The following is a 25,022-nucleotide window of genomic DNA, read 5'->3' on the forward strand; positions in this document are numbered from 1 at the left end:
CATTGTGACCTTGATAAATAACTGTTATAAAAAGAATTTATTACATATCATGCATGTCTCTTTTACGCGATAGTATGCATGCCGCCGATCAGTTGTCGGCACCCAACACGCCATATTATTGGCTATTTTGCGGGTAGTGTATCAAGCGCTGTTTCGCTTTTCGTGCGCTATTATCCAAAGTGTTAGCCAAACCATGTTTTGTGAGACGGGTACAAAAAAAGCGGCCTGGGTGGCCGCTTGGGGTCTCGACGTGGTTTGTGCCTACCGCGCAAAGCGGGTGGCGTGAAAGGCGAGGTGTTCATCAATAAAGGTACTGATGAAAAAGTAGCTGTGGTCGTAGCCGGGTTGCATGCGCAAGGTCAGCGGGGAGTTGTGTTTCTCGGCCGCTTGTTTCAGGGCTTGCGGGTTAAGCTGCTCGGCCAAAAAGCCGTCTTTGTCGCCTTGGTCCACCAGCATCGGCATGGCGGTGGGGCCTTGGGCGAGTAACACGGTGGCATCGTAGGCTTGCCACGTTTGTTCGTCATCGCCTAAATAGGCGCTAAAGGCCTGTTTGCCCCACGGGCACTCGGTGGGATGACAAATCGGGCTAAACGCCGAAATACTGCTGTAGCGCGATGGGTTACGCAAACCAATCACTAGCGCGCCGTGGCCGCCCATGCTGTGTCCGGCAATCGCGCGCTGGTTGTTGACCGCAAAGTGCGATTCAATCAGCTCCGGCAGTTCGTGAGCAACGTAGTCGTACATCTGGTAGTGCGACTGCCACGGTGCTTGGGTGGCATTAACATAAAACCCCGCCCCTTGGCCGAGATCGTATTGATTGGCGTCGGCCACGTCCTCGCCGCGTGGGCTGGTGTCCGGTGCCACAATCGCCATGCCCAAGGTGGCGGCTTGTTTAAACGCGCCGGCCTTTTGCATAAAGTTTTCGTCGGTGCAGGTCAGGCCCGAGAGCCAATAAAGCACCGGCACAGGTTGTTCTTTCGCTTTCTCTGGCAGAAAGATCGCAAACGTCACTTTGCCGTTGATGGCGCTCGAGTCATGCTGCCAACGTTGGTGCCAACCGCCTGCGACTTTGTTTTCGCTTATTTTTTCTAGTTGCATGGTTATCTTACCGCCGCGTTGCCACGGCGGCCGTCCTGTTATTGGTCCATGTGGATCACGCTGCGAATGCTTTTTCCTTCGTGCATCAATTCAAAGGCACGGTTCACTTCATCAAGGCCCATGGTGTAGCTGATAAATTCTTGCAGGCCAAACTCACCATCGAGGTAACGCTCGACAATACCGGGCAGCTCTGAGCGGCCTTTTACGCCACCAAACGCCGATCCTTTCCAGACGCGCCCTGTCACCAGCTGAAACGGACGGGTCGAAATCTCTTGGCCTGCACCGGCAACACCAATGATCACTGACTCGCCCCAGCCTTTGTGGCAGCACTCGAGCGCTTGGCGCATCACATCGACATTACCGATGCATTCGAATGAGTAATCGACGCCGCCGTCGGTCATCTCGACAATCACTTGCTGGATAGGTTTGTCGTAGTCTTTCGGGTTAATCACATCAGTGGCACCCAACTGCTTGGCAAGGGTGAACTTGCTTTGATTGATATCAATGCCGATGATGCGACTTGCGCCGGCCATACGGGCACCGATGATCGCTGACAGGCCAATGCCCCCCAAACCGAAAATCGCCACCGTGTCGCCTTTTTCTACTTTGGCAGTGTTCATGACTGCACCCATGCCGGTGGTCACGCCACAGCCGAGCAAGCAAACTTCTTCTAGCGGTGCGGCTTTGCTCACTTTCGCCAGTGAGATCTCTGGCAATACCGTGTATTCCGAGAAAGTCGAGCAGCCCATGTAGTGGAAAATGGTCTCGCCGTTGATAGAAAAGCGTGAGGTGCCGTCAGGCATCAAGCCTTTGCCTTGGGTTTCACGCACTGCGCCACACAGGTTGGTTTTGCCAGATTGGCAGAATTTACACTCGCCACATTCGGCGGTGTAAAGCGGGATCACATGGTCGCCCACGTCCACGCTGGTCACGCCCTCGCSGACCATTTCAACAATCCCACCGCCTTCATGGCCGAGAATGGAAGGAAATACCCCTTCAGGGTCGTCGCCCGATAAGGTGAACGCATCGGTATGGCACACACCGGTAGCGACGATTCTGACCAACACCTCTCCCGGCTTAGGCAGTTCAACGTCAACCTCTTCCATTTTCAGTGGTTGACCGGGTCCCCAGGCAACCGCGGCTTTAGATTTGATATGTGTTTGTCCTGTCTGGATTGAGAGTGCCATTGGAGGTTCCTTTCTGTGCTTGTTAATTGCGTACTTGGCTATGCTAACCAAGTTAGTTTTAGTTATAATCCCGTAAATTTGAAAATTATTATTTCACTCACGTAATAATGTGTATGGGTGAATAATGACAGGATAGACAGTCATGGCGCCCCATTGGGAAGGACTTAACGAATTTTTATCCGTCGCCGAGCATGGCAGTTTTACCCAAGCGGCCAATAAACTCGATACCACTGTGGTGTCAGTCAGTCGCCGGGTGGCTGCGCTCGAGGCGTATTTAGGGGTGAAGCTGTTTCATCGTACTACCCGCAAAGTGTCACTCACCGACGAGGGGGAGCTCTATTATCAACGCTGCCGACCGCTGATCGCGGCGTTGGTGGATGCCGAACAAACCATTACCCAGGCGCAGTCGTTACCCGCGGGGCAAATTCGTGTCACCGCACCGGTTAACTTTGGTGAGCAATATATCGCCCCACTGCTCGCACCATTTATGGTGGCGTATCCACAAGTGGCGGTGGATTTGCATCTAACCAACCGGCGAGTGGATATGACAGATACCGGCACCGATGTAGCGATCCGGATTGGCCACTTGCCGGACTCAAGCCTGAAAGCTAAGCGACTGGGGTCGCGACAATTAACCATCTGCGCCAGTCCAGGCTACTTGGCCTTAAATGGCCGCCCCGAGTCGCCCAGTACGCTCAGTCATCACAGCTGCTTAGTGGGATCGAACGAGCATTGGCACTACCAAAGCGGCGGCAAGGTGCGCACGTTAACCGTGTCAGGCCGATTGCGCTGCAATTCAGGCGTGGCGCTGCTCAATGCCGCCAAGCACGGTTTAGGATTGGCGCAACTGCCACATTATTACGTGCAATCCGCGTTGGTAAGCGGCGAGTTGGAAGAAGTATTAACCGATTATCGGGTGGACGATGAGGGCATTTGGGCGCTGTATCCAAGTGGGCGTCAATTGCAACCCAAGATAGCCGCCTGGCTGGCATATCTTGCCGAGCACTTACCCGCCCAGCAGCTACGAACCGGTGTTTACTAACCTCTGCTTTTTTGATGATTACGCAAAAAAATCGCCAGCACAGGGCTGGCGATAAAGGTGACTGGGGTACACGCTGAATTAGTCGCGCGCCGCCCGCAATGTGTTCTCGGTGGGTTTAATTGCCGAGATTTTGAATGCGCCAACATGGTGGTCCAAGGTGCGTGCCAAACCGGCCAAGTCTTGGCTGCTGGCCTCAAGGCTGTGGCTATCATCCAGCCCGGCTTGCGCCGCTTGGTTAACCGTATCCATATTAACGTTGATTTCATTGGCCACGCTCGATTGCTCTTCGGTCGCCGTCGCCACATGGGTGTTCATATCCAAGATGGTGCTGACTTGCGTGGCAATGCTTTCCAGTGCGGTCAGTGCTTGCTCAGTAGCACGGTTGCCCTCGGTAGTCAGCGCTTTGCTGGTATCCATGGCATCAACGGCGTTTTTCGCTTCTTGCTGAAGCTGATCAATGGTTGATTGAATTTCTTCGGTCGATTGCGAGGTTTTAGTCGCCAGGCTGCGCACTTCATCAGCCACCACCGCAAAGCCACGTCCCGCTTCGCCCGCACGTGCCGCTTCAATGGCTGCGTTTAGGGCAAGCAAGTTCGTTTGCTCAGAGATCCCGCGAATCACATCCAGAATCGAGACAATCGACTGAGTTCGCTCGGCCAACGAGGTGATCACCGTTGACATGTTATCCATCTCAGTGTCGAGTTGGTTAATCGTCGCGGTTGCCTCGGTCAAGGTTTGCTTGCCGGCTTCGGTTTCGCTGTTCGCCGATGAGGCCGAGTCCGCCGCGCTAGACGCACTTTGCGAGATCTCATTAATGGTGGCGATCATTTCGTTCATTGAGGTGACCACCAGCAAGGCTTGCTCGCTTTGTGACTCACCGCGCTTTAATGACTGCGCTGCTTTATCGCGCAATGATCCCGCCGAGCGGCCAAGCTCTTCACCGGTTTCGACCACGTTAGCAATGATTTGGTCGATTTTATCCACAAAGGTGTTAAACGCCTCTGAAATGTGGGTAATTTCGTTATTGCCGGTCACGGGCAAACGCACGGTAAGGTCACCATCGCCTTTGGAGATATCTGCCAGCGCATGTTCTAAGCCTTTTAGCGGCGCGAATAAACGGCCGAGTAGCCACACCAGTACCAAGGTACAGCCGATAAAAATCAAGCCAATCGCGGTAAGCTGGGCGATGGCGATACCATTGGCGGCAGCATCGACTTCGGTGATCGGGATGCCGACATCAAACGCGCCCCAAAGACGACCATCGACATACACCGGCATCATGATGTCGTACACCCATACATCTTGCACATCGGCGTACCAGCGCGAATGCTGGGGTTGCCCCTGGCCGGCACCGGCGACGGTATAATTATCGCTGTACACCTTATCAATTTTCTGTCTATCGCTATGAGCAATGGCTTTGATATTTTTATCAATCATCACTGCGTAGCTGATGTCGTCTCGACCTTTAAGATCGGACACCATGTCTTGCAGATCAGCGGTAGGCGTGGAGGAGTTTTCTAAGATGTATTCCGCACGGTCGGCAAGTAGCTCAGCCTGTGCTTGCGAACGTTTAAGAATAATGTTGTCTATCTCGTCATGCGAGATAAAGGTAGTGGCCGTGATGCTTGCAATGGCGGCCACCGCAAACATGGCACAGACCACGATCAAAATGAGTTTTTTCACTACGCTGCCTTGTTAAATGATGGGGAAGGACTAAAGCCGTCACAACCGGCGCGTAATGTGCCGAAAAATTCAGTGTCGAACAGTATGAGAGACGGCTGACTTCCTCTCTGTACATAATTGTTAAACAGAATCATAGCGACAGGTCGGAGGAGAAACAAGCGATACCTCGCAAAAGTCAAATTAGGATGAGATGTTTACCGCAAAAATAATCACTATTAATTGACTAAAGCGAGGAAGGTATTCGGTCGTTCATACGCTTACGCGGCACCAAACCGGGTCGCGGAAAAGCAGTTAAGCAGCTTATGCACCATAAAACACAACATCAAGGTGAGCACAATCGCTACCAGGTTACTACTCACTCTGTATAAGGCATCATACATAAAGTCTTGGTTGGGGCTTAAGTATTGCCCGAATAAGATCCCAAGCGTAGCCATGGCACCAAACCCCACACCTGAGCCCCCGGCCTCTTTTAAGTGCGCTTTGGCAAACAGCATGGTGCCTATCCATAACAGCGGGATCACTAAAATCAGCACGTTAAACCAATCATATAAAATGACTTGGCAGCCAATGCCGTAAGCGACGCCGAGCACTGTGCCTATCGCCCGTTTTCGGGCATAGCTGAGCGAGCCATTCCAGTGCATCGGAAACAGCAACAACACAGTGGTGGCTTGCGCTGAAATCGAATCGCGCAAATCAAATAACTGAAAGATGAAAAACGAGACCGTCGCCAAGGTCGCGCCCATTAGCGCTTCGTGGCGCATCCGGTGCGATTGTTTTCCCCCTGCCGGTGCAGCTGGTGGCTGACGCGGCGTCACATCGGGAATTAACCAGGTCACTAAATACGCCACCGCGACCGATAACACATTGGCGCCCAGGTTACCAAAGATTAAGGTGTTAATGGGTAAATCGGGATAGCTGGCAAAGTGCAGCATAATGCTGAGGCTTAAAACACTGTTGGCCCCAAAGAGGAAAAAGCGCCCTTTGGACATACAGGCAAACTTATAGGTGAAGAGCAAGAACACCAGCGGTGTCATTAACCCAGGATGCGCGCCAAACAATCCCCCTAGCAGCCCGACCTCTATCCCACTGATCACCGCCGAGGCGAGCAATTGCCGTGCCGCGCGACCGTTAATCACTGGGACAAGCCCAAGCAACAACATCGGCGTGACAGTAAAAAACACTCCGAAGCTAAAACCGAAAAACTTACACACCGCAAAACCGAGCGTCGCACCTGTGGCAATGCGCGCGCACTGGCGCACATCGTTATCGCTTAAGGGGTGATGCCATAACCTCATCGTCAGCTCCCCCTTAGTAGATGTAGTGCAGCATACTCAAAAAGCCGACTTGCGCGCTGGCCAGCCACTGCGTCACCGCGCTTTCAGGCATTATCTGAACCGTGGCGCGTGCGCCTGTTGGCAAGGCGTGATCAGGCCATTCGTCGAGTTGAATGTGTAGACGCATTCGCTGTGCATCACGCACCCAGCGGTTGGAGTTTGAAGGCGACGCCAGTTGGCCATTGGCGTCGATTTGTCCGGCACTGACTCCGGCATCAACACTGCTCACGTGTCCCGCGTACAGTTTGCCCGGCTCGCTATCAAATGTGACATTCACTGCGGTACCCGTCTGTACATCGCGCACACTTTTTTCACGAAAATCGGCAATCACATCGGCGCGCTCAGACACCAAGGCCATCAGCGGTTTGCCCGCACTGGCATACGCCCCCACATCCAGCTGCAAGTTCGTCACCACCCCATCATGGCTGGCTTTAACGGTAGTGTAGGATTGATTCAATTGCGCTTTCTTTAACTTACTCAGCGCCACTTGTTCAGCGATATTGCTCGCACCATCGCCACCGCGTTGGATCTGGAGGGCACTCACACGCGCTTTCGCCGCTTCCCATTTGGCGCGAGCGGTATTAGCGGCGCTGATCGCATCATCACGCTGCTGCTGAGAGACGCCATTTTTGGCAAACAAGGCTTTTAAACGTTTGGCTTCACGCGCTTTTTGTGCCAAGACCGATGCCAACGCTGAGACATCTTGCCGCGCAGCCATTAGTGAGGCATCCAACTGGGCGTTCGTTTGTCTCGCTTGGGCCAGGGCGAGCTTGGCTTGGTCGACGGCGATACGATAAGGCGCACGCTCAATTTTAAATAGTACATCGCCTTTTTGAACGCGCTGGTTGTTTTCTACTGCCAAGGCGCTAACCGGCCCACTGACTTGCGGGGCCACTTTAGTCACGGTGCGTGTCACCATCGCATGGGGCGTTAGTGGCATCAGGTTATCTGCCGCCAAAAAGTAGCCAAAGATCAACACAAAACTGAGGGCGGCCACTTTTACCCAACGCGCAAATTTTTCATCTGGTGTCATTCGTCTTTCTTACCTCTATTACTTATTATTCTGTGCCGTGGTCATCTGCGGTGGTGGCGGTATAGTCCATCGCATTTTGATTAATAGTGACTAACACCCGCTCCAAGGCATCAAAATCTTCAGCCGCGATACCCGAGAGCAAATGCTTGCGCACCCGCAATACCCGCGCTTCGATGCGAGACATGAGTTCACTGCCACTGGCGGTGACATGCACGGTACGGGTGCGCTTATCCTCGGGCGAGCAGCGCCGTGTGATCAGCCCCTGCGCTTCCAAATGCTTCAAGGTGCGCATTAACGAACCCAGTTCAATTTCCAGCGCCAGTGCCAATTCACTTTGGCTGATGCCATCTCCCAATCGACGCAACATCCAAAGCGCACTCCAGCGCGGATAGCTCAGCCCCAGAGGTTCAAGCTCTGAATTCGCCACACGGCGCCATAATCGCGCCGTGCGCCCTAAGTGCTCAGCGATAGACATGTGTTCGGGATTGGGCGATGTCATCGAGTTTTCCTTCCATCGTGAAAATACTTAGCAGGCTAAGTAATACCAGGCTGGTACTATAAAATAGTTAGCAGGCTAAGTAAATAGAAAGGTGATGTGCATCACAAAAAAGTGACAGGCTGGCTGAGGGAAACGTGCTCGCTGCTCCCCGCCATCTCTGGTAATCTATCGTGCGTCATCTTTTTGTTTGTAAAGGAATTACCATGCACGATTTGTGGGATCGCCACCTCCGTTATCGCAGCCATCATGTTGATGTACCGCTGGATCATAGTGACATTGATAGCCCCTCAATCTCGATTTTCGCCCGCGAAGTGGTTGATACACGTAAAAATGAACAAGACTTACCCTGGCTGGTGTATTTCCAAGGTGGTCCTGGCATGGAGTCACCCCGCCCTAATGGTGCGAGCGGCTGGTTAAAACGGGCACTAGACGATTACCGCGTGTTGTTGCTCGACCAACGCGGCACGGGCTTAAGCTCGCCGGTGAATCACCAAACGCTTGCCCACCTCACAGCCGCCGAACAAGCGGACTACCTGAGCCATTTTCGTGCCGATAGCATCGTGAAAGACGCCGAGTGTTTACGTGAGGCGTTAGGCATCAAGCAATGGGCGATCCTGGGTCAAAGCTTTGGTGGGTTTTGTGCGCTTACCTATTTGTCGTACTTTCCGCAATCGCTGTCGCGCGCGTTCGTCACTGGCGGCATTCCACCGCTCGAGGGACACGCCGATGCGGTGTATCAAAAAACCTATCAGCGCGTGGAGGACAAAAACCAGCAGTTTTTCGCCCAATTCCCGGACGTACAAGCCCGCTGTCACGAGATTGCCCAGTATTTGCAAAACAATGCGGTGACACTGCCAAACGGTCAGCCGTTTACGGTGGAGCAGTTCCAAACCATTGGCCTGAACCTAGGTCGCGGTCATGCCGGGCTGCCGCTTTACTATTTATTGGAACGAGCCTTTATTGAGGTGAATGGTGAGCGTGTGCTGAGCTATCCATTCCTTGATGCGATGCAGGCAGAACAAGGGTATTTAACCAATCCGTTCTACGCTATTTTGCATGAATCGATTTACTGCCAGCAGCAGGCGTCGCAGTGGTCAGCCCATCGGGTACGCGATCAGTTCCCGCAGTTCCACTACCAGCCCGACCAACCTTTCCGCTTTACCGGTGAAATGGTCTATCCATGGATGTTTGACCAACTCGCCACGCTCAAACCACTCAAAGACGCCGCCATGCTACTGGCGGGAAAAACCGATTGGCCGGCGCTTTATGATCTCGAGGTGCTCAAGCGCAACACAGTGCCGCTCGCCTGTGCCACCTATGTGGATGATATGTTTGTCGAGTTCGATTATTCCCGTCAAACCTTGGCGAAAATTGCTAACAGCCAAGCGTGGATGACTAACGAGTACGAGCACAATGGCATTGGCGTCGATGGCGAGCGTATTTTGGATCGATTAATCGATATCGGCGATAACCTAGCTGCCCTTCATGGTTAATGACGTCTTACTTTAGCGATAATGACGGCCATGCCTCAACGACTCAGGCATGGCCACACCGCTATCTACTCTTCGATCAGGTCAGAGCAGAAATTTTCAGCGCAACAAACTGTGATCTAATTCAAATCAATTATTGGCGCTGATAAAGCTGATACGCTAGTTGTTAATACGGTGCACACCGGTTAAACGTATAAAAATGTTCGCTTACGACTGTCTCATTAATGTATCGCTTACTCCCGCGGGTTTTGTCTTTATCACTGGGCAATGAAGCATCTGTCAAGCGCTTGCATGTTCCGTTAATTGGCGTAGTATAAATGCGTTCTCTCAGGGAACAGGACGTTCCCAGCACGATGTTGGCGTAGGAAGTCGTGCCACCGTACATCGTCACTTTTCTTTTCACACTTTGCGTTCACACAGATGAAAATTGTAAGTAAAACAGGCAAGAAGAGAGCCATCTTTTACAAATCTAGTGTTTTCTTTGATAAATTATGGTCTCGCGACAAAACGCCCGTTTCTATCCTTTTACTCGCGGTAGTCATTGGCTTTTTAGGCGGCGTGGTAGTCACCCTATTCGAGCTCGCCATCCACTCACTGTCTCAGTCCAGAACCGAATGGTTAGACAGTAACATCAACTCGATGATTCCATTGGGTGTGCTCGCGTTTTTTATTAGCGCGGGGCTCGCCTTACTCGGCTATTGGCTTGTTCATCGTTTTGCCCCTGAAGCGGCAGGCTCGGGGATCCCAGAGGTTGAGGGCGCGATGGAAGGCATCCGTCCCTCACGATGGTGGCGAGTTATTCCAGTGAAGTTTTTTGGTGGTTTAGGCGCGTTAGGTTCGGGGATGATTCTCGGCCGCGAAGGCCCAAGCGTGCAAATTGGTGCCAATATTGGCCGAATGGTCACCGATACCTGCCGCATCAAAGACAGAAACAGCAATCAAACACTGCTGGCCTCCGGTGCTGCAGCGGGGCTGGCGGCGGCTTTTAATGCTCCACTGGCGGCTATCATGTTTGTGGTTGAGGAAATGCGACCACAATTTCGCTATACCTTAATTTCAATTAAAGCGGTGATCATTGCTGCGATTATGGCCGATATCGTCTTTCGCTATATCAATGGCCAAGAGGCGGTAATTGTATTACCACAATACGAAACGCCGCCACTTATTTCGCTGTGGTTCTTTCTCGTTCTGGGCTGCTGTTTTGGGGTATTTGGCGTACTGTTTAATTTTCTGATTATGCGCTTTCAGGATTTTTTCCAACGCTTTTATCAGAAAAGCCAAAAACGGATCTGGTTAGTGGGTGCCACGTTAGGCGGCTTTTTTGGCTTACTACTTATCTACGCCCCTGAGCTGACCCATGGTGGCATTAATTTAGTGCCAGATTTCGTCACCCTCAATTATTCAATCAGTGCCCTGCTGTTTATCTTTATGGCACGCACATTACTGACAGTGATTTGCTTTAGCTCGGGTGCGCCTGGGGGCATTTTTGCGCCCATGCTGGCGCTAGGAACCTTGTTGGGCACAGTGTATGGGTTAGTGGTTGCCAATATGTACCCAGAGATGGGGATAGAGCCGGGTATGTTTGCGATTGCGGGCATGGGCGCTCTGTTCGCCGCGACCGTGCGCGCGCCGATTACCGGTATTTTGTTGGTGATTGAAATGACCAACAACTATTATCTGATTTTGCCGTTAATCATCACCACCCTCGGTGCCACCTTGGTCGCACAGTTGCTTGGTGGACAACCAATTTATACGGAGCTATTGCGTCGTAAAGTACGCGAGCAGAAACTTCGGATAGAAAATGCATCTCAATGAGGGATGCCGTGTTTTTCGAGTAGAGCGGTTATTTCTCCGCTCTTTTTCATTTTGCGTATACTAGCGTTCAGTGGCTCAATAAGAGCTTGATGCCGCTGATGAATCGCCAAATAAATGGGAATGGATTCGACAGGACTGTCTGCCATGCGTACGGTCGTCAGTTGCTCTTTTTCGAGCATACTTGCGATGCCCACATAGCCGACCATCGCCTGTGCACGATTACTATTCACCATGTTTAACGCAGCCCGTTCAGTTCTTACGAGCACCATATCCCACTGATATCTATCCGCAATCATCAGCGCCAATTGATCACCAATCACCCCCACCACACGTTGATAATCTTCAGGATTAAGCACATACGTGTGCCCAAACAAATAATAGTCAACGGAGAACAGTGATTCAGTGGGATAAAGCACCTGAGGCGTGTCTTGGTAGACCAACCGCGTGCGTCCAAAATCAATATCAATGATCCCTTTAGCCAGTGCATTCTCTGCCCGTGCTAACGGCATTTCTATCCAAGCGAGTTCGATTTGTGGGTCAACCGAGTCAAAAACCCGCTCGACGATCGCTTTGGTCGCGGATGACATTGCACCCGTATGATCGCGATATGCAACAGTGAGTGTGTTTGCCAGTCCACTCAACGGCAACCAGCAAACCATTAATATCCACCATCTCGTCACAGTGCCACCTCAAATCGTTTTCGCACTCTTAGAGATTAGAAGACAGGAGAAGCGTCGTCCATGCGCAGCACGTGATGCTGTCACTCTTTGCTTTTATCATGCATATCGATTGAATCAACCTGCTCTTTAATAACGTTAGCAACATTGATAGCGCGCTGGGGCAGCTGGCGTCCGGCAAAAGCGCAGAGATATAAAGTTTCACTGACCGGTATTGGTAAATAGTGAGCTTTGATGGCCGCTTGTTGAGCAAAAGCGGCGACGGCATTGGCGGGTAACACGGTAAAGCCGAGTCCGCGTGCAACGGGTAGTAAGATAAGACCAATTTGATTAGAAAAGCCAGATTGCTTGATGGGGCGCAACTGCGCCGTTTGGTATTGCTCGAAGTTCGCTCCAAGTAATAACTCGGCGTGATGCCTCGCATCTGGATGATCAATGAATCCTAGCTGGCAGAGTGTTTCCCAAGTCGGGGATTTAACATGGCGCGGTGTCACCAGCAACAAAGGCTCTTCCCCGATGGGTTCAGACTGAATATTTGGATTAACGGGACATGCGGTTGTCAGGCCAATATCAATGGTGTTGTTCAAGATGGCATTATGAATATCGCCATTTGGCGCAAAGCGATAGTTAATCGTAAGTGTCGGATACGTCACCTGGAGATCGAGCAAATGAGGATATAAACGGAGACCAACACTTCCCGGCGACATGATGCGCACCTCGCCTTCATAGCCGGGATCGTGACTGATGGTTACAGCAAGATTATCCAACGTTTGTAGCACGTCCTTCCCTTGACGGTAGAGTTGTTGGCCTGCTTCTGTCAGCACCACGCCTTTCTTTCCTCGAATGACCAATGTTGTAGATAACAAGTCCTCGAGCTTTCGCACGTGTTGGCTTACGCCTGATTGGGTCATAAAGCATTTGTCAGCGGCCTTGGTAAAACTGCCAACATCTACCAGCGTGCAAAAGGTTTTCAGCCAAACAGGGTTAACCATAACAAAGTGTCATCATAATCATTGAAATCCATAATTTAACATTATGGTTTTGATGCCTCATGCTTGCAAACACTGACAACGTAATCTTATGAGGAGCTATGCATGACAACCCCTTATCCACGTACATTTTCACACATTGGTATTTCCGTCCCTGACTTAGACAAAGCCGTTGAGTTTTACACGCAGGTGCTTGGTTGGTATCTCATCATGGCACCTACTGAGATTGTTGAAGACGATAGTGCAATTGGAGAGATGTGTACCGATGTGTTTGGTCAAGGTTGGGAACGCTTCCGCATTGCCCACTTATCGACAGGCGACCGCGTGGGTGTCGAGCTATTTGAATTCAAAGATCAGCAAAACCCTGACAACAATTTTGAGTATTGGAAAACGGGCGTCTTTCACTTCTGCGTGCAAGACCCAAATGTTGAAGCATTGGCTGAACGTATTGTTGAAGCTGGCGGTAAGAAACGCATGGAGAAACCACGCTATTACTATCCTGGAGAGAAGCCCTATCGCATGATCTATATGGAAGACCCATTTGGCAATATCTTGGAGATCTACAGCCACAGTTACGAGCTTATCTACAGCGCAGGAGCGTATTAACTCTCTTGTCTGTAATGGCTACCTTGGCATTTTAACTCACCAGGCTCAACGCGATTGAGCTTGGTTTCTACCTCACACGACACCGACCTTATTCGTAATAAAAATACAAGTGTGATCGTTATCACTTTATGAATCATTATTGACCAGACTGGTAGTGTGATATTTATCACTCTAGTTTTTTATTTCACTATTCTAAAAAAATAAAGAGTGATCTACATCACTATATATTTTATAAATCAAAAATCAAAAATGTGATATAAATCGCTATAGATTTTATTGACAATTTTGATCATTACGTTTTGTGCTAAATTTACATGTTATTTCTGTGACAGGTGTTGGACTAACATATAGTTGCGAAGTGAATAATGAGAGTTGAGTCAATAAATCCCCGTTATCAGTTCTCTCGAAAAAATATGTGGTAAATTGACTGGGTACTTACTAGCCAGACGGTTTTGGCGAACCGTTCTACCACACACGTTCAATGAGAACATCAAACGGGGTATTGTTATGATATCATCTGATACCAAGATCAAGATACAGAATTTTGGTCGCTTCCTCTCGAATATGGTGATGCCCAATATCGGCGCATTCATCGCGTGGGGGATTATTACTGCACTATTCATTCCGACCGGTTGGGTCSCCAATGAGACATTGGCGGCCATGGTCGGTCCCATGATTACCTACCTACTACCACTGCTGATCGGCTACACCGGCGGTAAACTTGTTGGCGGCGAACGCGGTGCAGTTGTCGGTGCGATTACCACCATGGGGGTGATTGTCGGGACTGACATTCCCATGTTTATGGGCGCGATGATGGTTGGTCCATTCGGCGGCTGGGCGATCAAAAAATTCGATGCTTATGTCGATGGCAAAGTGAGAAGCGGGTTTGAGATGTTAGTAAATAACTTCTCCGCCGGCATTATCGGTATGCTTTGCTCGATTATCGCATTCTTCCTTATCGGCCCGTTTGTTAAGCTCTTATCCAGTGGCCTCGCGGCAGGTGTGGAGTTTTTGGTCTCAGCACACCTGTTACCACTGACCTCTATCTTTGTTGAGCCCGCTAAGATTCTTTTCCTCAACAATGCGATCAACCACGGTATTTTCTCACCACTTGGGATCCAGCAAGCCTCAGAGGCTGGCCAGTCTATTTTCTTCCTCATTGAGGCAAACCCAGGTCCTGGTTTAGGCATCTTGCTTGCCTACATGGTGTTTGGAAAAGGCACCGCACGTCAAACCGCGGGCGGTGCATCCATTATTCACTTCTTCGGTGGTATTCACGAAATCTACTTCCCTTACATTCTGATGAATCCACGCCTTATTCTTGCCGCGATTGCGGGTGGTATGACAGGTGTATTCGTTCTCACTGTGTTTGATGCAGGTATTGTGTCGCCCGCCTCTCCTGGCTCTATTTTTGCTGTGCTGTTAATGACGCAAAAAGGCTCGATTGTCGGCGTCTTGGCGTCAATTATTGCCGCAGCCAGCGTGTCATTTGTGGTCGCCGCTTTACTGATGAAAACACAGAAAAGCACAGAGGGTGAAGGTGACGAGGCCTCACTTGATGAGGCAACCGCCAAAATGAAAAACATGAAATCAGGCGCTAAAGCAAGCACCTCCGCCCCCTCTTCTGCGCCTAAAGCCACAGTTAACTTTGCTGACGTAAAGCATATTTTAGTTGCCTGTGATGCTGGCATGGGCTCTAGTGCCATGGGTGCCAGCTTGCTGCGTAAAAAGGTGCAAAATGCAGGCTTAGATATTGGTGTCACGAATATTGCGGTCAATAGCCTGCCTGAGGATGCGCAGATTGTGATCACGCATAAAGATCTGACCGAGCGTGCACGCACTCACGCGCCAACCGCACACCATATTTCACTCAATAACTTTTTAGACGGCGATGTTTACGGCCAGTTGGTTACCCAAATTCTCGCCGCACAGTATCCCGCCGCCAACGATCCACAAGTGCTTCAAGTTCCGACGACGGCGGCAAATGACGACAGTTTTGAGCCAACCCCGGCACCTGCTTTTCAACTTCAGCGTAAAAACATTCATCTTGGCTTAACGGCCACAAACAAGGATGAAGCGATTCGATTTGCCGGTGAGCAACTTGTCAAACTTGGCTACGTAGCGCCTAATTATGTCGACGCGATGTTTGAGCGCGAGGCATTAACCCCCACTTACCTCGGGGAGTCGATCGCCGTTCCTCATGGCACCGTTAAAGCAAAAGACGGTGTCAAGCAAACCGGCATTGTGGTGTGTCAGTATCCATCGGGTGTGCAGTTCACCGACGACAAAGAGGATATCGCTAAGTTGGTGATTGGCATTGCCGCCAAAAACGATGAACATATTCAAGTAATTACCGCCATTACTAATGCGTTAGATGAGCCTGATGCAATAGATATTCTCACCAGTACTGACAGTATTGACGAGATCCTCAATCTATTGAGTGATGACAGCGTCACCTTTATGACGTCATCCCATTAATCAACCCAATAAGCAGGCCACCTCGGTGGCCTCTCATCACCACCGTTTTTAGTTTGAGGTAAATATTATGAAAAATGCTGTTCATTTTGGTGCCGGCAATATCGGCCGCGGCTTTATCGGAAAATTGCTCGCAGATGCCAATGTCGAGGTCACCTTTGCCGATGTCGATGCGCCCCTCATTGACCAACTCAGTCACAAACAAAGCTACAACGTCAAAGTGGTAGGTAACGACTGCCATATCGACACGGTTTCTCATATCACGGCAGTCAATTCGGCAAGTGATGATGTTATCGAAAAAATCGTAAAAACGGATTTAGTGACCACGGCTGTTGGCCCTAATGTGCTTGATATTATTGCCAAGACCATCGCCACCGGCATTGAAAAACGTTTCGCATCCGGCAATGAGGCCCCACTAAACATTATTGCCTGCGAAAACATGATCCGTGGTACGTCGCATCTCAAAGGCGAAGTCTATAAGCACCTTGACCCCGCATTCCATGAGAAAGCAGACGCACTGATTGGTTTCGTCGATTCCGCAGTTGATCGCATTGTGCCGCCGGCGGAAGCGGCGAACGATGCTCCCTTAGAGGTCACGGTAGAAAGCTTCAGCGAGTGGATTGTGGATGAACAACAGTTCAAAGGCGAAATCCCAGATATTGCAGGGATGGAGAAGACACAAAACCTCATGGCCTTCGTCGAGCGTAAGCTTTTCACCTTAAACACGGGCCATTGCATCACGGCGTATTTGGGTTGCTTGAGCGGCCACCGCACCATTCGTGAAGCCATTACCGATCCGAAAATCCGTGATTTGGTGAAAACAGCGATGCAAGAAAGCGGCGAAGTGCTTATCCAACGCTACGGATTTGACCGCGCCGCTCACCAAGCGTACATCGAGAAAATTTTGGGGCGTTTCTCAAACCCCTATTTGGTTGATGAGGTCGATCGTGTTGGTCGCCAGCCTATCCGAAAACTAAGTCAGAACGATAGGCTTATCAAGCCATTACTGGGTACAATAGAGTACGGCACAGATAACCGAGCCCTATTAAAAGGGATTGCCGCAGCATTGAAATACACCAATCACACCGATCCACAAGCTGAAGAGCTTCAAGCTTCATTGGCTGAGGTGGGCGTAAGAAAGACGCTGGCGACATACTCCGGCTTGGCAGAGGAAAGCCCTGAAGTTGAGGCAATTAACACCCTGTACCAGCAATTGTAAACCGCGCATTTTACAGGGGGAGTTTAGCTCCCCCGTTATAACAATAAGCAGTATTGAGTCTATGGCAGAAAATTTCGACGAAACAGACATCATTGAACGATTAAACCAAGCGCCAACCGTGCGTGGCTTTTTTGTTGCCGCGGTGGATACGTTTGAGACAGCTATTGATGGCTTAATCAAACGGGTTTTTCGCAAAGATAACTTTGCGGTGGAATCAGTGGTGGGGCCTTTACTGCACGACACTGGGCCGCTGGGGGATCTTTCTGTGCGATTGAAACTCTTGTTTGGWCTAGGCGTGTTATCAGATGACGCTTATCACGATATTGAACAAATCATTAAACTTAAAAACCAACTGAGTAACGATGCCGACGATTACCAATTTACCGATCCTAAGGTGCTCGATGCCGTCAAAAAGCTGCGCAAAGCGAATACGATGGGCATACTTTCGCTCGATATTGGCCCGCCGGAAGATGACGTAGATATCGAATTCTATCAGCTACAACTGCAGCGCCAACAGCAGGTGATCCGCTCAGGGTTGTCACTCGCCATCGTGGAAATCTGCAATGAATTAAGCAAAGAAAGCCCTTTTTAATGTGCCAACGTTCACCATCACTAATGAAGCAAATAGCCTGAAAGGGTTAACCACACCCCTAGCGCGAACGCGCCACCGAGAATCAGGGCTTCCAATAAATAAGCCTTAATCACACTATATAATTTCATACCTAACCAATCTTTTTTATCTTTCGGGTATCAAATCAAAAAACGATGCACTTTGTCCATCATTATATACAAAAAGCGCTATATCGGATCATATAAGGCTTGATAGAGATTGATTTTTAGGCATAAAAAAAGCGAGCCACGAAGCTCGCTTCATAAACAGAGGAAGAGGCGACAATCAGGCCATTGCCATGGCTTGTTGTGCAATCACCAGCTCTTCGTTGGTTGGGATCACCAGTGCTAGCGGTGACGCTTGGGTGGTGATTTGTCCTGCGGCACCAAAACGCGCGGCGGCGTTAGCCTCGGCATCGGCTTGATAGCCGAAAATCGCGAGTTCTTTTAGGATCATTTCCCGCACTGGCAGTGAGTTCTCGCCAATTCCGCCTGTGAAAACAATCGCATCCAAGCGAGATAAAGGCACCATGTAACTTGCGATGTATTTCGCAACGCGATAAGCAAACATTTCTAGCGCGAGTTGTGCGCCTTTGTGACCCTGCTCTGCCGCGTCGACCAAGCCTCGGCAATCGTTCGTTAATTCCGACACGCCGAGCAAACCGGCTTTATCGATCAGTTCATGATGGATTTCATCGGTACTCAGCCCTTTTTTGGAGAGAAACTCAAGAATAGATGGGTCGATATCGCCGCAGCGTGTGCCCATCATTAAGCCCGCCAATGGCGTAAAGCCCATGCTGGTATCGACACTTTGACCGTCTTTGACCGCACACAAAGAGGCTCCGTTGCCAAGGTGCACGGTGATTACGTTGGTTTGCTCAGGCGCTTGATTGAGCCATTTTGCCGCTTCACGACTCACGAAGTAGTGGCTGGTGCCGTGGAAGCCGTAGCGGCGAATACCATAATCGTTATAAAGCTGACGCGAGATCGCGTAATGATACGCTTTTTCCGGCATGGTTTGATGGAATGCGGTGTCGAAAACCGCCACTTGCGGCAAGCTTGGGAAGGCTTGGCGTGCCGCTTTAATGCCCACCACATGCGCGGGGTTATGCAAGGGCGCTAAGGCTTTTAGCGCATCAATTTGCCCCAAAACGGCATCGTCAATCAAGGTGGCCTGGCTGAAGGTTTCACCGCCATGTACCACGCGATGACCAACGGCCTGCAGCTTATCACTTAATTGGTTGTTTTCGATAAGGCCCACAATGATATCCATGGCCTCTTGATGGTGGTTGCTTCCTGCATTTAAGGTTTTCTCAGTTTTTTCGCCGTCGACTTTCCAGCTCATCCGCGCGTCATCGCGCCCAAAGCATTCTCCAGCGCCGGAAATCACCGCATCGCCAGTTTGCGCATCCATCAGGGCAAACTTTAACGACGAGCTACCTGAATTAATAACGAGTACCAGTGCATCACTCATAGGGTTACCTTATTGGCAGAATTAGGATAACGGCTCACTGCCGTCACCCCATTATTAAAATATTTTTGAACAATTCAACTGTCGTTATAGTGATAGCATACTTGCGCAACAATTTACTGCGTAAGATCAAGCTAAGTGCGCACGGACTAGACAAAAACAAAAACCGATAAATAGCTCACAGCGGCTACAGCTAACACTAATGACAAAAAAGCAAACAGTTTGGCGCGTCTCCGGTGGATCCAAGTCCCCACGCCCGTGTGTAGGCTGCGATGCGGGCGTATCATCCCTAGGCAGCGAGCATATTTATTGGCTAGACGCTGGTGGCCTTGCGCGTTTAACCGTTCAAGAAGCTGATGGACATGCGTCACCGAGCAGTGACCCAGCACGGCCATACACTCCTCGTGGGGCATGACTGTGAGCAGTTCAACTTGCTTGTTGAGATCATATTGTAAAAAGGCATTGCGAGCGGCCACAATCTCTGATGTTGAGAATGCAGTCGGTTCAGTAAAGGTGTTGTTCATTACCGTCATGGCGAATCTCCCGATTGGCAGTAGGTAACGACCATCAACAACATCGTGCCCATTTGGACAGCGTGATGTCTAACAGCGAGAGGAGAAAAACAAAGCAGGCAGGGCCAACTATCGACGACAGTTGGTAACGATGAAATGCAGCAATACCAACAGTCGCTATTTTTCTCCGTTAAGACTCGGAGGATGGTCGGTATTGTTCATGGTTGTCTCCAAATACATGTTTTGCTGATAAAGCGTGACAATGATAACAAGAAACGCAGGGGCTGTCTGTCAACAGACGGTCATCTCTCGCACCATAACCCAGGTTAAAAGGCGATGACATTAGGATTTCGCGTCAGCTCGCTGACGGCACAGCAACACACTGGCCCCTAACAGTTGCGAAAAGGCGACCGTTAAATCGGTTTGCATCTGCTGTTCACACTCTTGCTGCAGCGTTTTTAAACACCTGAATGCGGCGCCATTATCGGCTTTGCCGCTAATTAACACATAAAAGCAAAGCTTTAGCGTCGCCTTAAACTCGCCCTCGGCATGCATCGCTTGCATCCAGCTTTTCATAAATGCATTGATGGTGCCAGTCGTATCGAGGGGCGTACGCAGGCTCTCCACCAAAAAAGGCTCTAACGCGACCATAAAATCTTGCTTGCGAGGAAAGTGATGGCTAATCCCGGTGCGCGATACGCCTGTCGCTTCACTGAGCGTGGTATAAGACATTCCCTCATAACCGAGCGCCAACAGCTGTCGCTTCGCCTCTGCCAAGATCGTCTCAATGGTTTGTTGTGTTTGGGCTTTACTGCGTTTTGGCATGCGTAATCTGTTCTCCCCGTCAATCGCCGTCATTGGCGCTGTGATGACACGCGCGCCAGTCGGCTCGCGGCCAGGCTAACTCACGAAAAAGTCCCGCCCCTTTTAAAATAGTACAGACTCACCCACTCAGCCTGACACTAACCCTTTACCAAGACGCTGAAGCGGATCAAACTTCCAAAAACCTTATTGAGAAGAATATGAAAAAACTGAAAAATCCGTGACAAATCACTGCAAATAGTGCCATCAGTCATAATTTGAACACGTGTTTAAATGATTATCTTGCTTCTCGCCGCCCCCGATCACTAAATTAACATTATTATAACGTTTAAACGTATTCTTAGGTTGCGACAATGAGGAAGTCCAATGTCACATATCAAACCGAACGACCAGATCCTACGGTGGGCCGATGAACGTCCAAGTCATGTTTTTCTGCGCCAGATTCACGGCCGCCGCTTTCATGACTACACCTTTGCGGACGTGGCCGACCAAGCATTGCGCATGGTCACCGCASTACGGGACATGGGGCTGAAACCCGGTGATAAGGTCGCGCTCATCTCCAAAAACTGTGCTGAATGGTTTATTGCCGATTTAGCGATGATGATGGGCAGCTATATAAGCGTCCCGATATTTCCAACAGCCGGGACAGACACCATTGACCATGTGGTAACCCACAGTGAATCGAAAGCCATGTTTGTGGGCAAGCTTGATGACAGTAAAGCCTTGAGCGCCTCACTGGAAAACATGCCAGGCTTAAAGACCATCGCCTTTCCTTACCCCACCATTAGCTGCCATTACGAATGGCATGACTTGATCGCCAACCATGAAGCATCAGATGAGCGCCCTGTGCACCAAGACAGCGATGTAATGTCTTTAGTGTATACCTCGGGCACATCAGGCTTACCTAAAGGGGCAATTTTAAGTTATGGCGGCTACTGTTGGTCCGCTCAGCGATTAATTGATCATATTGGCATTGAACCTGATGATCGCTTGTTCTCTTATCTACCACTCGCGCATATTACTGAGCGGGTTTACATCATGGGCTCAGCGATTATGGGCGGGATCCCTACCGCGTTCCCTGAGTCACTCGATACCTTTATCGAAGATGTCAAAATGCATCGCCCCACCTTGTTCATTTCGGTCCCTCGGCTTTGGACACTATTCCAGCAACGCATTCAAGAAAAACTGCCAGACGGAAAACTTAACCTTCTCTTGCGCATTCCCTTGGTCAATAACCTGATCAAAAGCAAAATCGCAAAAAACCTTGGATTGGATCAGGCACGCGTGTTGGGATGCGGCTCAGCGCCTGTCGCGCCCGCATTACTGCAATGGTATGAAAAGCTCGGGTTACACATTACCGAGGCGTGGGGCATGACAGAAAGCTATGCCTACAGTACCCTCAACTATCCATTTAGAGCCGATAAAATTGGCACCGTGGGTAATGCAGGGCCTGGCGTGGAGATCAAAATTGCCGATGATCAGGAAATCCTAGTAAAAAGCGAAGGCTTATTCAGTGGTTACTACAAAAACGAAGAAGCCAGCGCAGAAACCTTGGCCGATGGCTGGTTGCACACGGGAGATTTAGGTGAACTGGATAGCGAGGGGTATCTGAGTATTTCTGGCCGCAAAAACGACACCTTTAAAACTGCCAAAGGTAAATTTGTCGCGCCCGTGCCGATTGAAAAGCGTTTGTTCGAGCTCTCTAATGCCGAGATGCTCTGTGTGATCGGTTCAGGCATGCCTGCCCCTATTCTACTCGCGCTGCCACATCACTTTCCCAACTTTGACCGCGCGCGTTATGAGCGTCGCGTGAAGAAGGTGATTGATACCATCAACGGGGAGCTGGAGTCTCACCAGCAAATCAAAGGCGTATTGATGATTAAAGAGCCGTGGAGCATTGAGAACGGCAAACTCACGCCGACGCTGAAAATTCGCCGTCACAAGCTAGAGCAAGAGTATCATGATGTCGGTACTCACTGGCCGAAGGGTACCTTAGTGCAATGGGAAGAAGATTTGCGCTGATCCTTTAACCCAATCAAATGATAATGCTCACCCACTATTGCACGTGTTGGCATAAACACGAATAGTGGGTGGTGTCTTTATCAGTATCTGTATTGCTGCCATCACTACAGCGTGCTACAAACACTGCAAAACCTGACCTGCCTCAATGTGCCACAACCCAGACTTTGCTAAAGATCATGTTATCGACTTACAGCAGGCCACCAGCACGTTTTTCACGCCTGCTGCTTTTAACGTAGGGAAATACCATGAAAGAGAATCAAACCGATACCTGTGATGCATGTGGTGTTAGCGCTGAAATAGGTTACATTATTTCTGAGGGCGACGAAGTGGCAGACGTCACCATTCAAGGCGAGAGCAAAGACGCGGTGCAAGCGCGCTTCGAGCAATACCTCGCCCTCGCAGAGAGCATTAATCCTGCCGTTAAGCATGACTTTGATCCGCAACAGTTTGATGGCAATGGCGCGCACATTAAATTGCAGTTTGAATGCAGTGCCGAAAAGCTGATCTTTGAATTGCGCAGTCGTGGGCTGAATAACGCGTAAGTATTACGCGAAAACCACAAGCATGTCAGCGGTTAAAGCAACAGGGTGCTTTCTCACACCCTGTTGCTTGCTGACAGCCATTTATAAGCGCAAGCTTTGCCAAGCTTCACACATCTCACGGAAAGTGGTTGCATCTCCTTCGGGCCGATCTGGGTGCCACTTGAGCGCCATTTTGCGCCACTGACGCCGAATTTCATGCTCACTAGCATTCTCATCCAAACCCAACACTTTTAACGCCTTATTGCGCTCCAACATCGCCTCGCCCGACGCCTCATTGCCGATATGACGCTGGTAGTGCTTCCAAAACGAAGACAACAGTTCTTTAACGTCATCTTGGCTGGCGTCATAGTTATTCCAGTCCATGTAGTAATCACGCAACGGATCCTGGTAATCAATTTCTTTGGCCACAAAGCCACTGTTGCCAACCCGCCATTGTAGCTGGATATCCATTGACTCAACCTGCAACCACTGCTGCGGCAACAACATTTCTTGTAGTTGATACAAGGCATTCATGATCAGGAAGTTGCGTTTAAATAAATCAAGGTGGGGGTCAGCATCAAGCTGGGCCATCATGGTGTCTTTTTGCAGCTCACCTAATAGATGGTGCACTTTCCAACTTTGTCGCGTTGATTCTAGAATACTGAGTATTGGCCAAATCAGGGGGTTGTCTATTTCATCCCGTTTTTCAGCAAGCATGACGTTCATCCTCTGTCACTGGCCAGCTACCTTGAACCGGCATCTCGTGGGGTTGGTTGTAAAGCCACCTTATTAAGGTATAAACCAATTCTGGCTATTTTGTAGCAAATATTGGTAAGTCCCTTTTCGCGGCACGCATTTTTAAGCGTGCTTTCCGCCATCATAATGACACTTCCAACATTGCCGGTTAAATATTAAGCATATCCGGTGCCAACTTATGACGAAAAAGAGACCGTTTTGGCCTATTTAAGCCCAGTCTGATCGGTTTATATAGAATGCTCACGACTAGGCCTGTACCTTAAACCGTGCAAACCCCATAATTTTTGTCATCTCATTCGCATTCTGCCCAGAACTCCATTAATCTCTCTACAAGGACAGACTAAATAACCACTTTTCTATGACAGCATCTTCAACACAATGTGAGGCCTGCAGGGATGCGCAGCCACTCGCATTCGATTTCACCATGGCATTCCAACCCATTATTCGGCTTTCCACGCATTCCATTTATGCTTACGAGGCGCTTGCCCGGGGCAAGGACGGTAGCGGCGCGGGCAGCGTGTTTAAGCATGTTAACGCAGAGAATCAGTATCAATTTGATCAAACCTGTCGGATCAAGGCAGTCAAACTCGCGGCCGAACTATCTATCCCTTGTTATCTCAGCATTAACTTTATGCCCAATGCCGTGTACGAGCCAGAGCGCTGTATCCGCACCACGCTGAAAGCCGCGAATGACTATAATTTCCCACTCGAACGGATTCTGTTTGAGTTCACCGAAGGGGAAGAAATCCTTGATTACAGTCATATTCAGCGCATTATTCGTTATTACCGCTCACAAGGCTTTTTAACTGCAATTGACGATTTCGGTGCCGGTTACTCCGGCCTTACCGCGCTTGCCAGCATTAACACCCATATGATTAAACTGGATATGACGCTTGTACGAGATATTRACACTGACGTCACCAAGCAAACCATTGTGCGCCACAGTGTCGCCATGTGCCACGAGCTAAGTCGTCAAATTATTGCYGAAGGTGTTGAAACAGAAGCCGAGCTTCAATGCCTGATTGATTTAGGCGTCGACTTCTTTCAAGGCTATTACATTGCCAAACCCGGGTTCGAGAGCTTACCGCCTATCAATCAAGTACCTGGGCTCGAAGCCTTCCACTGTCAATAAGCTGACGGCTCAGCGAGTCTTGGCACTCGC

At 49.9% G+C, this 25,022-nt stretch carries 22 protein-coding genes; 10 read left to right on the top strand and 12 right to left on the bottom strand.

Features of this window, described 5'->3' with window-relative positions; genetic code table 11:
• Nucleotides 1-261: 261 nt before the first annotated feature.
• Nucleotides 262-1,098, bottom strand: coding sequence for an S-formylglutathione hydrolase (gene fghA / locus BZG14_RS06945; protein WP_077608340.1), 837 nt, complete (start codon nucleotides 1,096-1,098; stop codon nucleotides 262-264).
• A 38-nt stretch (nucleotides 1,099-1,136) separates the two neighbouring features.
• Nucleotides 1,137-2,285 carry an S-(hydroxymethyl)glutathione dehydrogenase/class III alcohol dehydrogenase gene (locus BZG14_RS06950; RefSeq protein WP_077608341.1) on the bottom strand — a complete coding sequence of 383 codons (1,149 nt, stop codon included), beginning with the start codon at nucleotides 2,283-2,285 and terminating at the stop codon, nucleotides 1,137-1,139.
• Nucleotides 2,286-2,427: 142 nt separating this feature from the next.
• Between BZG14_RS06950 and BZG14_RS06955 the strand changes: the two genes are divergently transcribed.
• Entirely contained in the window at nucleotides 2,428-3,327 is a 900-nt protein-coding gene (locus tag BZG14_RS06955) for a LysR family transcriptional regulator (RefSeq protein ID WP_077608342.1), read from the top strand.
• Nucleotides 3,328-3,405: 78 nt separating this feature from the next.
• Here the strand turns inward: BZG14_RS06955 and BZG14_RS06960 are convergent, their stop codons facing one another.
• From BZG14_RS06960 to BZG14_RS06975, 4 genes are all read right to left on the bottom strand, one after another.
• A complete protein-coding gene (locus BZG14_RS06960; protein ID WP_077608343.1) occupies nucleotides 3,406-5,010 on the bottom strand; it encodes a methyl-accepting chemotaxis protein in 1,605 nt (534 codons plus the stop codon).
• A gap of 257 nt (nucleotides 5,011-5,267) precedes the next feature.
• Complete coding sequence (locus tag BZG14_RS06965; RefSeq protein ID WP_069362292.1) at nucleotides 5,268-6,305, bottom strand: DUF2955 domain-containing protein; 1,038 nt, start codon at nucleotides 6,303-6,305, stop codon at nucleotides 5,268-5,270.
• 13 nt (nucleotides 6,306-6,318) lie between these two features.
• The gene (locus tag BZG14_RS06970) at nucleotides 6,319-7,377 is read right to left on the bottom strand and encodes an HlyD family secretion protein (RefSeq protein WP_077486760.1); all 1,059 of its coding nucleotides are present in this window, start codon (nucleotides 7,375-7,377) and stop codon (nucleotides 6,319-6,321) included.
• Between the two features lie 25 nt (nucleotides 7,378-7,402).
• Nucleotides 7,403-7,876 (bottom strand): MarR family winged helix-turn-helix transcriptional regulator, encoded by a 474-nt coding sequence (locus BZG14_RS06975; protein ID WP_077486761.1) that lies wholly within the window; start codon nucleotides 7,874-7,876, stop codon nucleotides 7,403-7,405.
• 203 nt (nucleotides 7,877-8,079) lie between these two features.
• Between BZG14_RS06975 and BZG14_RS06980 the strand changes: the two genes are divergently transcribed.
• Together BZG14_RS06980 and clcA are read left to right on the top strand one after the other, a co-directional pair.
• The gene (locus BZG14_RS06980) at nucleotides 8,080-9,369 is read left to right on the top strand and encodes an alpha/beta fold hydrolase (RefSeq protein ID WP_077608344.1); all 1,290 of its coding nucleotides are present in this window, start codon (nucleotides 8,080-8,082) and stop codon (nucleotides 9,367-9,369) included.
• Nucleotides 9,370-9,786: 417 nt separating this feature from the next.
• Nucleotides 9,787-11,181 carry a H(+)/Cl(-) exchange transporter ClcA gene (gene clcA, locus BZG14_RS06985; protein ID WP_077608345.1) on the top strand — a complete coding sequence of 465 codons (1,395 nt, stop codon included), beginning with the start codon at nucleotides 9,787-9,789 and terminating at the stop codon, nucleotides 11,179-11,181.
• On the opposite strand, the gene BZG14_RS06990 is transcribed toward clcA, so the two are convergent.
• Both BZG14_RS06990 and BZG14_RS06995 read right to left on the bottom strand, forming a co-directional pair.
• On the bottom strand, nucleotides 11,175-11,861 hold the full coding sequence (locus BZG14_RS06990; RefSeq protein ID WP_198532028.1) for a substrate-binding periplasmic protein: 687 nt from the start codon (nucleotides 11,859-11,861) through the stop codon (nucleotides 11,175-11,177). The two genes, clcA and BZG14_RS06990, sit on opposite strands and share 7 nt — an antisense overlap.
• Nucleotides 11,862-11,941: 80 nt before the next feature.
• Nucleotides 11,942-12,850 (bottom strand): LysR family transcriptional regulator, encoded by a 909-nt coding sequence (locus tag BZG14_RS06995; protein ID WP_077608347.1) that lies wholly within the window; start codon nucleotides 12,848-12,850, stop codon nucleotides 11,942-11,944.
• Between the two features lie 102 nt (nucleotides 12,851-12,952).
• Between BZG14_RS06995 and BZG14_RS07000 the strand changes: the two genes are divergently transcribed.
• From BZG14_RS07000 to BZG14_RS07015, 4 genes are all read left to right on the top strand, one after another.
• The gene (locus tag BZG14_RS07000; RefSeq protein WP_077608348.1) at nucleotides 12,953-13,453 is read left to right on the top strand and encodes a lactoylglutathione lyase family protein; all 501 of its coding nucleotides are present in this window, start codon (nucleotides 12,953-12,955) and stop codon (nucleotides 13,451-13,453) included.
• Nucleotides 13,454-13,960: 507 nt separating this feature from the next.
• The gene (locus tag BZG14_RS07005) at nucleotides 13,961-15,931 is read left to right on the top strand and encodes a PTS mannitol transporter subunit IICBA (protein ID WP_077608349.1); all 1,971 of its coding nucleotides are present in this window, start codon (nucleotides 13,961-13,963) and stop codon (nucleotides 15,929-15,931) included.
• 67 nt (nucleotides 15,932-15,998) lie between these two features.
• The gene (locus BZG14_RS07010; protein ID WP_077608350.1) at nucleotides 15,999-17,147 is read left to right on the top strand and encodes a mannitol-1-phosphate 5-dehydrogenase; all 1,149 of its coding nucleotides are present in this window, start codon (nucleotides 15,999-16,001) and stop codon (nucleotides 17,145-17,147) included.
• Nucleotides 17,148-17,208: 61 nt separating this feature from the next.
• Nucleotides 17,209-17,739, top strand: a complete 531-nt coding sequence (locus tag BZG14_RS07015) for an MltR family transcriptional regulator (protein ID WP_069362281.1) — start codon at nucleotides 17,209-17,211, stop codon at nucleotides 17,737-17,739.
• A 303-nt stretch (nucleotides 17,740-18,042) separates the two neighbouring features.
• Here the strand turns inward: BZG14_RS07015 and BZG14_RS07020 are convergent, their stop codons facing one another.
• The 3 genes from BZG14_RS07020 to BZG14_RS07030 all read right to left on the bottom strand — a co-directional run bounded on the left by BZG14_RS07020 (nucleotide 18,043) and on the right by BZG14_RS07030 (nucleotide 20,564).
• Nucleotides 18,043-19,230, bottom strand: coding sequence for an acetate kinase (locus BZG14_RS07020; protein WP_077608351.1), 1,188 nt, complete (start codon nucleotides 19,228-19,230; stop codon nucleotides 18,043-18,045).
• Nucleotides 19,231-19,376: 146 nt separating this feature from the next.
• On the bottom strand, nucleotides 19,377-19,760 hold the full coding sequence (locus BZG14_RS07025; RefSeq protein WP_077486837.1) for a hypothetical protein: 384 nt from the start codon (nucleotides 19,758-19,760) through the stop codon (nucleotides 19,377-19,379).
• Between the two features lie 321 nt (nucleotides 19,761-20,081).
• Complete coding sequence (locus BZG14_RS07030) at nucleotides 20,082-20,564, bottom strand: TetR/AcrR family transcriptional regulator (RefSeq protein ID WP_158074899.1); 483 nt, start codon at nucleotides 20,562-20,564, stop codon at nucleotides 20,082-20,084.
• A gap of 363 nt (nucleotides 20,565-20,927) precedes the next feature.
• Between BZG14_RS07030 and BZG14_RS07035 the strand changes: the two genes are divergently transcribed.
• Together BZG14_RS07035 and BZG14_RS07040 are read left to right on the top strand one after the other, a co-directional pair.
• Complete coding sequence (locus tag BZG14_RS07035; protein WP_077608352.1) at nucleotides 20,928-22,583, top strand: AMP-binding protein; 1,656 nt, start codon at nucleotides 20,928-20,930, stop codon at nucleotides 22,581-22,583.
• A gap of 245 nt (nucleotides 22,584-22,828) precedes the next feature.
• Nucleotides 22,829-23,125 carry a DUF406 family protein gene (locus BZG14_RS07040; protein ID WP_077486834.1) on the top strand — a complete coding sequence of 99 codons (297 nt, stop codon included), beginning with the start codon at nucleotides 22,829-22,831 and terminating at the stop codon, nucleotides 23,123-23,125.
• Between the two features lie 81 nt (nucleotides 23,126-23,206).
• Here the strand turns inward: BZG14_RS07040 and BZG14_RS07045 are convergent, their stop codons facing one another.
• Entirely contained in the window at nucleotides 23,207-23,821 is a 615-nt protein-coding gene (locus BZG14_RS07045) for a DNA-J related domain-containing protein (RefSeq protein ID WP_077486833.1), read from the bottom strand.
• 397 nt (nucleotides 23,822-24,218) lie between these two features.
• Here BZG14_RS07045 and BZG14_RS07050 point away from each other — a divergent pair, with 397 nt between their 5' ends.
• Complete coding sequence (locus BZG14_RS07050; RefSeq protein WP_077608353.1) at nucleotides 24,219-24,992, top strand: EAL domain-containing protein; 774 nt, start codon at nucleotides 24,219-24,221, stop codon at nucleotides 24,990-24,992.
• The last annotated feature ends 30 nt before the right edge of the window (nucleotides 24,993-25,022 follow it).

The organism is Salinivibrio sp. IB282, assembly GCF_001995685.1.
Lineage (GTDB): Bacteria > Pseudomonadota > Gammaproteobacteria > Enterobacterales > Vibrionaceae > Salinivibrio > Salinivibrio kushneri.

Bases quoted from the DNA above. Each gene is read 5' to 3' on its own strand.
- fghA (WP_077608340.1), bottom strand. From the start codon at position 1,098: ATGCAACTAGAAAAAATAAGCGAAAACAAAGTCGCAGGCGGTTGGCAC.
- BZG14_RS06955 (WP_077608342.1), top strand. From the start codon at position 2,428: ATGGCGCCCCATTGGGAAGGACTTAACGAATTTTTATCCGTCGCCGAG.
- BZG14_RS06965 (WP_069362292.1), bottom strand. From the start codon at position 6,305: ATGAGGTTATGGCATCACCCCTTAAGCGATAACGATGTGCGCCAGTGC.
- BZG14_RS06970 (WP_077486760.1), bottom strand. From the start codon at position 7,377: ATGACACCAGATGAAAAATTTGCGCGTTGGGTAAAAGTGGCCGCCCTC.
- BZG14_RS06975 (WP_077486761.1), bottom strand. From the start codon at position 7,876: ATGACATCGCCCAATCCCGAACACATGTCTATCGCTGAGCACTTAGGG.
- BZG14_RS06980 (WP_077608344.1), top strand. From the start codon at position 8,080: ATGCACGATTTGTGGGATCGCCACCTCCGTTATCGCAGCCATCATGTT.
- clcA (WP_077608345.1), top strand. From the start codon at position 9,787: ATGAAAATTGTAAGTAAAACAGGCAAGAAGAGAGCCATCTTTTACAAA.
- BZG14_RS06995 (WP_077608347.1), bottom strand. From the start codon at position 12,850: ATGGTTAACCCTGTTTGGCTGAAAACCTTTTGCACGCTGGTAGATGTT.
- BZG14_RS07000 (WP_077608348.1), top strand. From the start codon at position 12,953: ATGACAACCCCTTATCCACGTACATTTTCACACATTGGTATTTCCGTC.
- BZG14_RS07010 (WP_077608350.1), top strand. From the start codon at position 15,999: ATGAAAAATGCTGTTCATTTTGGTGCCGGCAATATCGGCCGCGGCTTT.
- BZG14_RS07020 (WP_077608351.1), bottom strand. From the start codon at position 19,230: ATGAGTGATGCACTGGTACTCGTTATTAATTCAGGTAGCTCGTCGTTA.
- BZG14_RS07025 (WP_077486837.1), bottom strand. From the start codon at position 19,760: ATGACGGTAATGAACAACACCTTTACTGAACCGACTGCATTCTCAACA.
- BZG14_RS07030 (WP_158074899.1), bottom strand. From the start codon at position 20,564: ATGCCAAAACGCAGTAAAGCCCAAACACAACAAACCATTGAGACGATC.
- BZG14_RS07040 (WP_077486834.1), top strand. From the start codon at position 22,829: ATGAAAGAGAATCAAACCGATACCTGTGATGCATGTGGTGTTAGCGCT.
- BZG14_RS07045 (WP_077486833.1), bottom strand. From the start codon at position 23,821: ATGCTTGCTGAAAAACGGGATGAAATAGACAACCCCCTGATTTGGCCA.